We start from the raw sequence: 13,256 nt of genomic DNA, 5'->3' as shown, positions 1-13,256 counted from the left end.
TCATTCGCTTCTGTAATCATTCAATGCCCCAATACCAGATCCTGCACAGCTGATGGCCAGTCCGGAAAGCTCCATGTGAATCCGTGTTGCTGTAACACCGTCGGGACGCTGCATCGCGACTTCAGGACCAGCACCGGTTCCGTCCGTAATAGAAGGGAACTGAGTTGGATTCCGAAGGCGGGCGCAGGCAGGCCGATGGGCATGCGAACAGCTTGCCGCAGCAAGCGCATAAACTCGCGATTCGACAGCGGCTGCGGACTGGTGATATTCACAGGACCTGCGATGTCCTCTCGTTCGATCAGGAACTCCACGGCCCGGGCGTAGTCGGTGTGGTGTATCCACGATACGAATTGCTTTCCGGACCCCTGCGGCCCGCCGAGACCGAATCGCGCCAGTGTCGACAGCAGCCGAAAGACGCCGCCCTGGTCCGGAGAGAGCATCAGCGTGGTGCGCAACGCCACCTTGCGGGTGCCCGGTACCTGTTCCATTCGAAAGGCTTCTTCCCACTGCCACACTACTTCGGAAAGGAACCGCCATGACTCGGGAGTGGTGCTGTCCATCGCTCCTGTGTCTTGATATCCGCTGATGGTGGTCTCGGGAGTGGGAGCAAGTGTGTGGGGGTAGATATCGACAGCGGAAGCGTTAAGCCATACGCGTGGCGGCCGTTTGCGGGAGCGAATGGCCGCAGCCGTTGCCTTGGTCGCATCGAGGCGGCTATCAAGGATCAGAGAACGGTGTTCACGAGTGAAGCGGGTATTGATGCTTGAACCGGCAAGATTGATAACTGCGTCTGCCCCTTCAAAGCATTTGGTCCATCGCCCAACGGTCTTACCGTCCCAGGCTACTGTTGTCCAGGGCGCAGGATGTGGCGTACGCGAGACACTGATGACCTCTACCCCTCGGCCGTGAAAGTAACGGGCCAGGGTCTGGCCGATCTGGCCGGAGCCGCCAAGGAGAACGACCTTGCCTAAGCGAGATACTCCCTGATCCATGGGGCTTCCGAATGCGTGAGTTCAAGTGTGGTGCCGTCGAAGACGACCCGTCCCTCATTCAGGATGAGGAACTTTGTATTCTCTTCGAGCTCCCCTGCGGGCAGGGGTTCCAGCCGCTGTTCCTTCTGGTCGTAATAATGCGTGGCCAGGGTAAAGGCGTCCTGCAGCCGATGCGTGATGAGCAACGATGTCGTTTGGGAGACATCGCGCTGCTTCGCCACCAGGGCAATGATGGTTGTTGAAGTGATCGGGTCGAGGCCGCCGGTAGGCGAATCGTAGAGAATCAGGTTGGGTCCGGTAATGATGGCGCGGGCGATCGAGACCCGGCGGCGCATTCCACCGGAGAGCTCAGAGGGAAACTTCTCGATAGCGTGACCCAACTCGACGAACTCCAGTGCTTCCACGACGCGGCGATGAGCCTCTTCCGGGGCAACGCCTTCCTCGTTGAGGCGGTAGGCGACGTTGTCTTCGACATTGATGGAGTCGAACAGGGCCGATTCCTGAAAGACCATACCGATGCGGCGGCGCAATTGGAAGAGTTCCCGCTCCCGCATCGAGGTGATCTCTTCTCCAAGGACAAAGATACGTCCCGAGTCCGGTTTGAGAAGCCCATCCACCAGCTTCAGCAGAACGGATTTACCGCCGCCCGCCGGGCCAAGAAGAATGCGGGTCTCGCCGGGCATGACGGTAAAGGAGACGTTGCGTAGCACCTCGTTGCCTTCAAAGCCAATGGATACGTCGTCAAACGCAACGACTGGAGCGTCTGAGGGCAGCCCGTGCTTGAGCGCGGTCTGTTCTTTGGATGGCATCTACCGCCCCAGTATCCCGATCAGGAATCGGGTCAGAATGAAGTCCGAAACGATGATCAAAATGGAGGAGGCTACTACGGCCTCGGTCGTGGATCGGCCCACACCCTGGGTGCCGCCTTTTGTCTGCATGCCGAAGTAGCAGCCGATCGACGAGATGATGAAGCCGAAGAAAACCGGTTTCGTGAGCCCTTGCCAAAGGTCGGCCCATACCAGAGCCGAGTAGGTCGAAGTGAAGTAGGCGTGTCCATCAAGGCCCAGAAGGAAGACTGCTACCAGCCCGCCTCCCATGATACCCATGCACATGGACAGGATAGAGAGCCAGAAGAGCATGAAGACTGTCGCCAGGATGCGCGGAGCAACCAGCTTGCGTACCGGATCCACGCCCAGCGCGCGCATGGCGTCGATCTGTTCCGTCACACGCATGGAGCCAAGTTCGGAGGCCATGCCGGAGGCGTTACGTCCAGAAACCATCAGTCCGGTCAGCACAGGGCCGAGTTCCTTCACCATGGAAAGAGCGACGAGGTTGCCCGTCTTACTTACCGCACCGAACTCTTGCAAGGCTGTCGCCGCCTGCAGAGCCAGCACGCAACCCGTGAAGAAGCCGGTCAAGACAACAATCGGTAAGGAGCCAACACCGATCAGGTCCATCTGCTGGAAGATGTCTCCCCAGTAAATAGGCGGCGTCAACAGCGAGCGGAAGGCACGTCCGGCCAGCAGAGAGTACTCCTGGAGCGCCAGGAGTTTGGATTTGACCCACGCAGTGGGAGACGGTAGCGGAATTGGCATGCTCTTGCTGGAATTATCTCGTACTGCTGCTGTCGTTTAGATGCAGGTCGATGTGATTTGGCTTAAGGGATTGTGCATAGAGTGACACACCCTTGGGTGCAGGATGAGAAAATAAGGAGATGGCTGACACCATGCAGGCCGCCGTGCTGTACGGCAAGGAAGATTTGCGTCTCGAAACGGTAGACCGCCCCAAGGCTGGCCCGGAAGAGATTGTTGTTCGTGTTGGAGCTGCCTTAACCTGCGGTACGGACCTTAAGGTCTATCGTCGTGGCTACCATGCCATGATGCTGAAGCCGCCTATCCCGTTCGGGCACGAGCTTGCCGGAACCGTAGTGGAGGCTGGAGAGGGCGCGAAGTTCAAGATCGGCGACCGGGTCGTGGCTTTGAACTCGGCTCCGTGCGACCAGTGTTACTGGTGCATGAAGGGGCAGCAGAACCTCTGCGAGGACCTCCTCTTCAACAACGGAGCCTATGCGGAGTACATCCGCATTCCGGCTCGCATCGTTGCGAAGAATACGCTTCCGGTTCCGGAGAATGTGCCGTTTGAGTACGCCGCGTTGACTGAGCCTCTGGCCTGTGTGATCCGCGGGCTGGAAGAGTCACATGCAAAGCTGGGCGACTCCATGGTGGTGATCGGCGCCGGTCCCATTGGTCTGATGTTTATGCATGCGGCGGACATTGCCGGCGTTGAAGTGATCGCCGTCGTCAAACGCGACGATCAGATCGAAACCGCGAAGGTCTTCGGAGCGCGGCACGTTGTCCAGATTGCTGACGGGGTCGACGCCATCGCAGAGGTCCGCAAGCTGACACCGGGAAACCGTGGCGTGGATATAGCCATTGAAGCGGTAGCGACGCCGATGGCCTGGGAGTGGGCCGTCGATATGGTTCGCAAGGGCGGCACCGTCAACTTCTTTGGTGGTCCTCCCAGCGGAACAAAGGTACAGCTCGACACGAACCGCCTGCACTATGGCGACATCACGCTGAAGGCGAGTTTCCATCACACTCCGGCCACGTCGCGGACTGCCTTCGAACTGATCAAGAGTGGACGTTTCAAGTGTGGCGAATACATTACGGGCCGCGCCGGTCTGGCGGACGTTCCGGAGATCTTCCGCAAGATGATGGTGCGTTCTGCTGAGGGAGTGAAAGACATCAAGACGGCCGTCTTTCCAGAAGGAGTGTCATGTTAGAAGGCGCTCCAGCCCAGTACGTCATGCCCGCAGCGCGCCCAACGGTGGAAGAAGCACGTGCGTGGTGCCATAACCTGGCGACCAGCCACTATGAGAACTTTCACGTCGTGACGTGGTTCCTGCCCAAGGAGTTCAAGACTGACTTCGAGGCGCTGTACTCCTATTGCCGCGCCTCGGACGATCTTGGCGATGAGGTTGCCACGCCGGAGATCGGCATGCGTCTGCTCGAAGAGTGGGGCGTACTGCTGCGCGAATGCTACGAGGCTCCCGAGCGGACGAAGCACCCCATCTTTGTTGCGCTGACCGAGACCATACGCGAGCGGAAGATTCCCATGCAGCCATTCCTGGATCTTCTGGCGGCCTTTAAGGCAGATCAGACCAAGACACGACATGCCTCGATCGCTGAACTGGAGGAGTACTCGGTGTACTCCGCCAACCCCGTCGGCCGCATGATCCTGCATACCTGCGGTTATCACGACGAATCTCTGAATCTGCTCTCGGACAAGATCTGTACTGCACTGCAGTTGGCGAACTTCTGGCAGGATGTCGGCGAAGACTGGGATCGTGGACGTGTCTACCTGCCGCAGGACTGGATGGCGCGTTTCGGCGTGACGGAAGAGCAGATTGCAGCCCGCCTCATCACACCGCAGTTCCGCGAGATGATGCGTGGCCTTGTCGCTGAGACACGCGCGATGTTTAACGAGGGAGCAGCCCTCGAGCGTGGTGTGGAGAAGCAACTTGCCGTGACCTTGCGACTTTTCCGCCGCGGTGGAGAGAGCATCCTGAATGCAATTGAGGCTCAGGGATATGACACGCTCACACGGCGCCCGGTGGTGACCAAGGCAGCCAAAGTAAAGCTGTTGGGCCGCGCATTTGTGGAGAAGATGGTCGCGTGAGTATCTCTGTAGAGCAGGCCTATACGCAGTGCCGGGCCATCGCAAAGCGTGAGGCTAAGAACTTCTACTATTCCTTCGTCGCGCTACCGCCGCACAAGTCCAACGCCATGTGCGCGGTGTATGCGTTCATGCGCAAGGCAGACGACCTGGCGGACGATGAGAGCCTGAGCATTCCGGAGCGCCGACAGCAGATGGCTCACTGGCTTGATGACTGGCGTCATGCCCGTGCCGGCGCACCGACGGACGATGCGATCTTTGTTGCTTTGAATGATGCCCAGCGCCGCTTTCAGATTCCCGACCATCTGCTGGAGAAGCTGGTGCAGGGCACTACTCTGGACATTCAGGAGACTAAGCCTGGCGTACGTATTCTTGAGATCGACGGCGAGCCGTACGAGGTTTACGAGTCGATCGAAGCGTTGTACGACTACTGCTACCTCGTCGCCAGCGTTGTCGGGCTGGTATGCATCCGCATCTTTGGGTATCGCGGGGCGGAGGCTGAGAAACTTGCGGAAGAGACCGGCCTGGCCTTCCAGGTCACGAATATCTTGCGCGATGTGAAAGAAGATGGCGAGCGTGGCCGCATCTATCTTCCTCTGGATGAGCTGCAGGCAGCGGGACTCGCACCTGCCGACGTTGTTCAGGACGATCCACAGCGTCTGCGTCCTGTGCTGCAGAGTCTTGCGGCCAAGGCAAAGGCGATGTATCTCGCTTCGGACCATCTGATCCCGATGCTTGATCGTGACAGCAGGGCGGCGATGTGGGTGCTGGCAAAGATCTATCGCATGTTGCTGGAACGTATCGAGAGCATGGAGTTCGACGTCTTCTCCGAGCGTGTCTCCGTGCCTACGGCAACGAAGCTTCGGGTGCTGGGTCAGGGGATGGTGATGACCCTGTGGAACCGGGTGGCTGCGCGATGAAAGACGTCATCATTGTCGGTGGAGGACTCGCCGGCCTGACGGCTGCGCACGCGCTCGCAAAGCAGGGAATTGCCGTGCAGGTGCTGGAGCGCCGTCCTTACATCGGTGGCCGGGCGTACTCCTACGAGCATCCCGCTCTGAACGAGGTCATTGACTGTCAGCATGTCATGCTCGGTTGCTGTACGAACCTTGTCGCTCTCTGCAAGGCGGCAGGCCTGGCAGACAAAATCCGCTGGTATGACGACCTGACCTTCCTGGAGCCAGGCGGGCGAGCCAGCCGCATTGGTCCCAGCGGTCTGCCCGCGCCCGGGCACAACAGCCTGAGCTTTCTGAAGGCGCCAATGCTCGGCTTTGCCGATAAGGCGGCCATCGTGCGGGGACTGCTCCAGTTCTTACGAGGGTATCCAACGGACGATACGGAGAGCTTTGCGAGCTGGCTGAAGCGTACGGGGCAGACGGAGCGGGCTATTAAGCACTTCTGGGCCCCGGTCATCATCGGTGCGCTGAACGACCGTTTCGAGAACTGTTCGCTGAAGTATGCCGGACAGGTCTTCCATGAGTCCTTTCTGAAGGCTTCCACTGCCGGCCGACTCGGTATTCCCATGATGCCGCTGAGCGACTTCTATGGCGAGGTAGCACGGGCGGCGGAGGAGCAGGGGGCCGAATTCGTACTTCGCGCGAGCGTTGAGAACATCTCCGGGGATTCCGCGACCGGCTTCACGTTGCAAACCACGGCCGGTGTCTTTCAGGCCAGACAGGTGATCGTTGCACTCCCCTTCGAACAGGCGGTCAAGTTGCTTCCGGAGCTTACGTCAACGATTACGCACTTCGTTCATGCGCCCATTACGACGGTCCATCTCTGGTGGGAGAACGAGATCACGGACCTGGACCACGCTGTCCTGCTCGATACCACGATCGAATGGATCTTCCATAAGTCCCGGATCCGGGGATATGACGCCTCGCGTGGCAGCTACACAGAATTGGTGATCAGCGCTTCGCACCGCCAGCTCAAGCAGGAGCGGGATGAGATTATCCAGAGCGCAATCAATGAGTTAGCCCTGTTTTTCCCGAAGGCAAAAACGGCCCGGTTGCTCAAGACCGGGGTGCTGAAAGAGGCTCGGGCCACCTTCTCGGTGCTGCCCGGGCTGGACCGCTATCGCCCTGCCCAGGGGGAGAGCGGCCGCCCAGGAATTTTTCTTGCAGGGGACTGGACGAAGACAGGTTGGCCCTCTACGATGGAGGGCGCTGTCCGCAGCGGGTTGTTGGCTGCGTCATCGATTACGGAGCGTGTAAACCTTGAGCCCGACCTTCCAGCCGACGGAATTATGCCGTGGATTCTTGGGAACTTTTAGCGTTTTCACGTGGCGTTCATATGCCAGCAACCGGACTGAAACCGTAAACGGTGACGCTAATAGAAACACAAAAAGGAGTGTTTTCCCATGCGCAGACGGATTCAATCCGCGCGGTTGATGTGCTTCTACCTGCTTCTCGTTGTTGGCCTCGTGATGCTCAGTCCAGTTGTTGGTTGGGCGCAATTTGAAAACGCATCTGTACTCGGCTACGTCCATGATGGCACCGGAGCCGCAGTCGCCGGAAGTGCGGTAACGCTCACCAATCAGGCTACTGGAGTTGTTCAAACCACGAAAACTGACAGCGATGGCAGATACGAGTTTGTCAGTGTTCCCGTAGGCAGTTATCAGATCGCTGCCGAAGCTACAGGCTTCGATCGCACACAGACTGATGGCTTCCGAGTCACAGTTAACGCCCGCCAACGTATCGACGTCAGCCTCAAAACCGGTTCAACCTCGGAAACCGTCAACGTATCAGCGGCTGCCACCCTGCTCGAAACCGAAACCAGTTCGCGTGGCCAGGTGATCGCGGAACATGAAATCGAAAATCTTCCTCTGAATGGCCGCAGCTACGCCGACCTGGCTCTTCTGGTTCCTGGCGTTCGTAAGTCCCTTCTCGAAAACCAGAGCACCAGCGGCCGCGAGGCCAGCTATAACGTTAACGGCCAGCGTAGTGCCTTCAATAACTTCCTGCTCGACGGTCTCGACAACAACTCCTACGGCACCTCCAACCAGGGCTTCGCAAATGAAAACATTCCTCCTTCACCGGACGCTGTCGGTGAGTTCCGTGTAGAAACGAACAACTACTCCGCTGAGTACGGACGCGCTTCGGGTGCCGTGATCAATGCCAGTGTTCGCCGTGGCACGAACAGCTTCCATGGCCGCGCCTGGGAGTACAACCGCAATACGAATCTGAATGCGATCGGACCTTTCAGACCCGCAGGCAATGTGAAGCCGGTTCTGATACGTAACCAGTTTGGCGGCACTTTCGGTGGACCGATTCTGAAGGACAAGTTCTTCTTCTTCGGTGACTACGAAGGCATGCGCCAGGTTTCCAAGATCTACACCACTGCAACCGTTCCCACGATGGAGCAGCGTGCAGGTCAAATCGGCGTGGGCCTGGTGAATCCGTTGAATGGTACGAAATATACCAACGGCGTCATTCCAACCTCGGCTTTTAGTCCGCTTGCATCCAAGGTTTTTGCTGCGCTTCCCACCGTTGCGGCAGCTTCTGTCGGAAGCCTTCCCTCCAACAATATGGCCACTCTTCCTCGTGGATTCATCCAGGATGACAAGGGTGATATTCGTCTCGACTATATTCCCACCGCAAAGACGGTTCTCTTCGCGCGCTACAGTGAGCACCGGGGCTCGATTTTTGATCCTCCGGCAATCACTGGCCGCGCTGGTGGCAACTCTAATGGAAACGTTCACCTTTTCAACCGTCAGGTTGCCGCTGGTGTAACCTACACGGTCACCGCAAAGCAGATTCTGGATGCCCGCGTCGGCATCGGTTGGAACGAAGGTGGCAAGTCTCCGATCGGCGTCGGTGAGAGCAGCCTGCTTGCTGAAGCTGGCATCACCAACGGAGTCCCGACTGATCCTCAGGTTGTTCGCCCGTTGAATGGTCAGGTCATTACGGGTTTCACTCAACTCGGTGCCCAGACCAGCAACCCGCAGTTCCAAAACCCGTTCGTCGTCAACCCGAAGGTCAACTACACGTGGCTGCGCGGACTTCACAGCTTGAAGTTCGGCTACGAGTTCCAGTCGATCGCAACCGATATTAATGACTTCAACCCGAGCTACGGACAGGACACCTACAATGGCAAGTTCAGTGCAGCAGGTGCGACGGATACGACGGGCAAGACCGTTACCAGTTCGAATCTGCACAACTTGGCCGACTTCATCTTTGGCGCTCGCAACAACTATCAGTTGAACAACTTCCGCATCGTCGGTCTGCGTCAGAAGATGAACTTCATGTACGTGCAGGACGACGTGAAAGTCACCTCGAAGCTGACTGTCAATGCCGGTCTCCGTTATGAGCTGGTGACGCCGCAGTATGAGAAGGATAACCACCTCGCAAACTTTGATCCGTCCTCCAACAGCCTGATCCAGGCTTCTTCGGGGTCGATCTACAATCGCGGTCTGGTCAACACGCCGAAGACTAATCTCGGACCTCGTCTCGGACTCAGCTATAGCGCTGATGAGAAGACGGTAATTCGTGGTGGCTTCGGTATCAGCTATACGCAGTTCAATCGCGCAGGCGGCGAAAACCTGCTTGTATACAACGGACCGTACATCGTCAACGCCAGCATCGATCAGACTCCGATCGGTGGCACCAGCGCGGCTCCAACCTATGGCGCGAACCTCTGCCAGAACGATACACAGGATCAGACCAAGTGCTTCCGTCCAACCCAGATGGGGTACTCTACCAGCCTGGTTCTGCCGGCGGCATTCGATCCGATCAAGGTTCAGTCTCGTTATATCCCCAAGAACAACAAGACTGGCTATGTTGAGAGCTATCACGCTGGTATTCAGCGCCAGTTCGGCAAAGATATGCTGATCGATCTGTCGTATGTCGGCAACCACGGCGTTCACATCATGCTGCTGGCTGACTATAATCAGGCCCGTCAGGTAACGGCTGCGGAAGCTGCCGGAACTGTTCCGAGCCTGCAGGCCCGCCGCCCGGTTTCAAACTTCAATACCATTGAAGTCGCCTATGGCGGTGGAACCACGAACTATAACGCACTACAGTTGAAGTTTGAGAAGCGTTACGGTTCTGGTCTCTACCTGCTGAATTCGTTTACCTGGAGCCGTGGCTTCGATTTGGCGTCAGGTCACCTGGAAACATCGAGCAACGATACTTCCCGTGTTAACTACGCCAACTCACGTGGTGACTATGGTCCATCGAGCTACGATCAACCGCTCAACAATACGACCAGCGTCGTGTACGACCTTCCTTTCTTCAAGAAAGGCGGATGGACCAAGAGTGCATTAGGTGGATGGCAGGCGACTGCGATCAACACGATGACTTCCGGTTTGCCGATGAACGTCATCTATAGCGTCAACTCGAGCTATACCGTCAGTGGTCTTGTCAACTACCGCCCGAATAAGGTTGCGGGTGTCAACCCTGTCCTTTCGAACAAGACGAAGGTTTCGGGTGGAGCCTTCAATTATCTGACGTCCACCGCATTCAGCAATCCTGCATCTGCCTCAAATCCGAATCCGTTCGGTAACAGTACGCGCAACGGCGTTCGAGGTCCTTCCTTCTACCAGTTGGACCTCGGTATGCACAAGGCATTTGCTCTGTGGCGTGAAGGCAGCTCGTTCGACTTCCGTGCGGAAGCCTTCAACCTCTTCAACCACGCCAACTACCAGACGCCCGATACCAACTGGAGCAACTCTACCTTCGGTCAGATTACTGCGGCGTATCCGGCACGTCAGCTTCAGCTCGCTGCAAAGCTAATCTTCTAACCAAATCCCAATCCAACAGGAAGGGCGGCCCGATGGCCGCCCTTCTTCTTTAGTCCTAAGTTTGTAGATTCCCTACTGCTACTCAGCTTCGCTCGGCGTCTCCCAGTAGCGATGGTCGTTTGCGAAGTAGGAGTCGTTCCAGGTGTTCAGCATGGTGCGGAAGAAGAGGAAGACCATGCGCAGCCGGCCAGTGCGTAGGAAGCGCCGGTTCGATGTGAGGATATGGCCGCGCAGAATGCCGAACCGCCGTGGAGAGATCTGCCGGGTGAGGTGATAATCCTCGGCAAAGAGTGCCGATTCATCGAAGCCTCCCAGGCGATTGAACGCGGCGGCATCGAACAGCAGGAACATCCCCGTCCCGAATGGCTTGGTGAACGAGCCGATGCGCTGCATCAGGTTATTTGCCAGGTAGAGCGCGTGGTCGAACGGATTGCGGCTCATGCAGCGGATCGAGGTCGTCAGGCAATGAAGTCTTCTGCGGCGCAGCAGACGGACGGCGCGACGGATCAGCGTGTCATCGTCCAGCTCGATATCGGCGTCAAGGAAGAGAAGATAGGGCGTCGAGGCCACCCGTGCGCCGGCGTTTCGACCGACAGAGGGAAGTCCTCCGGGAATGACCGCCACATTGAGCCGGTCGGCAAATTTCATGGCCAATTCGACGGTTCCATCCGTCGAGCCCGCGTCCGCAACAAAGATCGGTACGGAGCGCATTGCCGGTAAATCCTGCCTGGACAAGGAATCCAGCAGGCGCGGCAGGTAGGCGGCCTCATTCTTGGCAGGGATTACGATGGTCAGTTCGGATGGCGAGCACACGACGTCCATGCTCAAGCATGTAGTGCATTGCAATGCGGGCAGGTGAAGCTTTCATGAAAACCCTGTAAACAGTGCAGGGTTACCGCTCCAGGTACCCGATGGGAAGCATCCCGCGGACAGAATTCCCGAGGTACAGACGATCCATTGGTGACAGGTCTTCCAGCTTCAGGGAGCGTTCCTCAGGATGGAGATGGGCGCGCAGCACACCTGGCAGTACTCCGTCTGTCAACGGAGGCGTAAACAGCTTTCCATCGCGTTCGACAAAGAAGTTCGTGATCGCTCCTTCGCTAATGTTGCCATCTTCGTTGAGAAAAAGAACCTCATCGAAGCCCCGCTCGCGCGCGAGACGAAGTTGCTCGTCGTAGAGCTTGCGACGGGTGGTCTTGTGCTGAAGAAAGAGATCTCCCGAGCGCGTCCGGATTTTGGAGAGTATTACCCGCAGCGGTAGATCTTCAAGCTGAATCGGAGCAGATTCAATAGTGAAGACGCCTCCTCGATCACAGAGCAGCCTGACGCGATGTGTGCCTGAAAGAACCTGGACCTTTTGTTGGAGAGCATGCCTCAGCACATCGGTATCGCAGGCAAAGTCGAAGTAGGCGGCTGATTGCAGCAGACGAGCAAGGTGTTCCTCGAGCAAGTGAAGATGGTTGCCATCCCACAGCATGGTCTCGATCAACTGGAAGGGTTGTGCATCCTGCTGCAGGAAGGCTCCCTTGAGCCGCGTCTCTTCGTATTCTGCCGTGGCGTCGGAGTCATACGTGATTCCCGCGCCAATCCCCATCTCCGCGTGATCGCCTTCCAGCGTGATGGTGCGGATTGCAACAGAAAAACATGCTTCGCCGTCGGGTGAGATAAAACCGATGCACCCTGTATAGGCGCCACGCGGCCCTTCTTCCAGAGTGTGAATCAGTTCCATAGTCTTGATCTTCGGAGCGCCGACGATTGAACCGGAAGGGAAGAGCGCCCGGAAGATCTCGGCATAGCTGACTCCGGGGCGCAGTTCGCCATGGATGGTTGAGGTCATCTGGTGCAGTGTCGAGTAACGTTCGACTTCGAAGAGCTTGTCGACATGAACAGAGCCGGTGGCGCAGATACGTCCGAGATCGTTGCGCAACAGGTCAACGATCATCAGATTTTCCGCGCGGTTCTTTTCGTCATTCGCCAGCCAGGCCATCTTCTCGCGATCTTCTTCAAGATTGCGGCCGCGCTGCACGGTGCCTTTCATCGGGCGCGTCGTGATGCGGCTTCCTTCACGGCGGAAAAACAACTCCGGCGAAGCCGAGAGGACTTGTCTCGAACCAGGATTCAGTAGGGCGCCAAACTCAACCGGCTGTACGGCAAGGATGTGATGGAGAAATGCTTCCGGAGGAGCAGTGTAGTTCCACTGAAGCTTCGTCGTCAGATTGAGCTGATAGGTGTCACCGTGCTCGATGTGCTGCTTGATGCGCGAGACCTTGTCTGCAAAGGTCGATGCCGACATGGTGATGTCGGGATCTTCGATCGCGATCTGCGACGGCTCTGGTTGGTAGCTGAAGCTCTCCCGATCGTTGTAGATGCCAAACCATGCCAATGGCTGCTCCGTATGCAGAAGTCGCCGTAATGATGGCTCGAGAGCATAGCCGGCTTCGTAAGCGATAAAGCCGGCAGCATACAGGCCTTCCGCCGTGGCGCTATCGATCCGCTGCAACAGGTCTTCCAATTCCTTCACCGTAGAGGCCGTGAGGGTCTCGAGGGGATTATGGAATAGATAACTGGGTGCTCCCGGAAGAGCATTAATGAGTGCAACGGTACCGACCTGGATACGAGGGAACACGTTCACTTCAGAATAAAGCTGTAGCCGCATGATATTCAGCCTTAGCAGGCACTGGATGCCCCGTGTCCCTCGGGGACATGGGCCCGGCCTTTATTTTCCTGAGCCCTCGTATCAATCTTTTCTGAAATTAACGTTAGAGCTCCAGAAAGAGGTCGCGCGAAGCGCGATACCCCACCCTTCGCGATAAAACTGCGAAGAATGGGGCAACGAGAGTCTACTGCTT

Annotated in this window: 10 protein-coding genes; 5 read left to right on the top strand and 5 right to left on the bottom strand. The window is 57.3% G+C overall.

Going from position 1 to position 13,256, the window contains the following annotated elements; all coding sequences use genetic code 11:
• Positions 1-20 precede the first annotated feature (20 nt).
• Genes FTW19_RS15760 through FTW19_RS15750 form a run of 3 tightly spaced genes read right to left on the bottom strand, consistent with a single transcriptional unit; the run spans position 21 to position 2,581 of the window.
• Entirely contained in the window at positions 21-992 is a 972-nt protein-coding gene (locus FTW19_RS15760; RefSeq protein WP_147648511.1) for a TIGR01777 family oxidoreductase, read from the bottom strand.
• The gene (locus tag FTW19_RS15755) at positions 968-1,801 is read right to left on the bottom strand and encodes an ABC transporter ATP-binding protein (RefSeq protein WP_147648510.1); all 834 of its coding nucleotides are present in this window, start codon (positions 1,799-1,801) and stop codon (positions 968-970) included. Before FTW19_RS15755 ends, FTW19_RS15760 begins: the two co-directional genes overlap by 25 nt.
• Positions 1,802-2,581 carry an MlaE family ABC transporter permease gene (locus FTW19_RS15750; protein WP_147650676.1) on the bottom strand — a complete coding sequence of 260 codons (780 nt, stop codon included), beginning with the start codon at positions 2,579-2,581 and terminating at the stop codon, positions 1,802-1,804.
• 125 nt (positions 2,582-2,706) lie between these two features.
• Here FTW19_RS15750 and FTW19_RS15745 point away from each other — a divergent pair, with 125 nt between their 5' ends.
• The 5 genes from FTW19_RS15745 to FTW19_RS15725 all read left to right on the top strand — a co-directional run bounded on the left by FTW19_RS15745 (position 2,707) and on the right by FTW19_RS15725 (position 10,407).
• A complete protein-coding gene (locus FTW19_RS15745; protein ID WP_246153338.1) occupies positions 2,707-3,774 on the top strand; it encodes an alcohol dehydrogenase catalytic domain-containing protein in 1,068 nt (355 codons plus the stop codon).
• Positions 3,768-4,670 carry a squalene synthase HpnC gene (gene hpnC, locus FTW19_RS15740; protein WP_147648509.1) on the top strand — a complete coding sequence of 301 codons (903 nt, stop codon included), beginning with the start codon at positions 3,768-3,770 and terminating at the stop codon, positions 4,668-4,670. The genes FTW19_RS15745 and hpnC overlap by 7 nt, the downstream gene beginning before the upstream one ends.
• Positions 4,667-5,587 (top strand): phytoene/squalene synthase family protein, encoded by a 921-nt coding sequence (locus FTW19_RS15735; RefSeq protein WP_246153337.1) that lies wholly within the window; start codon positions 4,667-4,669, stop codon positions 5,585-5,587. The genes hpnC and FTW19_RS15735 overlap by 4 nt, the downstream gene beginning before the upstream one ends.
• Positions 5,584-6,939: a hydroxysqualene dehydroxylase HpnE gene (hpnE, locus tag FTW19_RS15730; RefSeq protein WP_147648508.1), complete on the top strand. Its 1,356-nt coding sequence runs from the start codon at positions 5,584-5,586 to the stop codon at positions 6,937-6,939. The genes FTW19_RS15735 and hpnE overlap by 4 nt, the downstream gene beginning before the upstream one ends.
• A gap of 87 nt (positions 6,940-7,026) precedes the next feature.
• A complete protein-coding gene (locus tag FTW19_RS15725; RefSeq protein WP_246153336.1) occupies positions 7,027-10,407 on the top strand; it encodes a TonB-dependent receptor in 3,381 nt (1,126 codons plus the stop codon).
• Positions 10,408-10,485: 78 nt separating this feature from the next.
• Here the strand turns inward: FTW19_RS15725 and FTW19_RS15720 are convergent, their stop codons facing one another.
• Positions 10,486-11,229 (bottom strand): glycosyltransferase, encoded by a 744-nt coding sequence (locus FTW19_RS15720; protein ID WP_147648507.1) that lies wholly within the window; start codon positions 11,227-11,229, stop codon positions 10,486-10,488.
• Positions 11,230-11,299: 70 nt separating this feature from the next.
• Entirely contained in the window at positions 11,300-13,033 is a 1,734-nt protein-coding gene (gene pabB, locus FTW19_RS15715; RefSeq protein ID WP_187143004.1) for an aminodeoxychorismate synthase component I, read from the bottom strand.
• Positions 13,034-13,256: the final 223 nt, after the last annotated feature.

The organism is Terriglobus albidus (assembly GCF_008000815.1).
GTDB classification, from domain to species: Bacteria; Acidobacteriota; Terriglobia; order Terriglobales; family Acidobacteriaceae; genus Terriglobus; species Terriglobus albidus_A.
This window is presented reverse-complemented; position numbering and strand designations above follow the sequence as displayed.

What these genes read in the sequence shown, in the direction of transcription:
- FTW19_RS15760 (WP_147648511.1), bottom strand. Translation starts at nt 992, where the DNA reads ATGGATCAGGGAGTATCTCGCTTAGGCAAGGTCGTTCTCCTTGGCGGC.
- FTW19_RS15755 (WP_147648510.1), bottom strand. Translation starts at nt 1,801, where the DNA reads ATGCCATCCAAAGAACAGACCGCGCTCAAGCACGGGCTGCCCTCAGAC.
- FTW19_RS15745 (WP_246153338.1), top strand. Translation starts at nt 2,707, where the DNA reads ATGGCTGACACCATGCAGGCCGCCGTGCTGTACGGCAAGGAAGATTTG.
- hpnC (WP_147648509.1), top strand. Translation starts at nt 3,768, where the DNA reads ATGTTAGAAGGCGCTCCAGCCCAGTACGTCATGCCCGCAGCGCGCCCA.
- hpnE (WP_147648508.1), top strand. Translation starts at nt 5,584, where the DNA reads ATGAAAGACGTCATCATTGTCGGTGGAGGACTCGCCGGCCTGACGGCT.
- FTW19_RS15725 (WP_246153336.1), top strand. Translation starts at nt 7,027, where the DNA reads ATGCGCAGACGGATTCAATCCGCGCGGTTGATGTGCTTCTACCTGCTT.
- FTW19_RS15720 (WP_147648507.1), bottom strand. Translation starts at nt 11,229, where the DNA reads ATGGACGTCGTGTGCTCGCCATCCGAACTGACCATCGTAATCCCTGCC.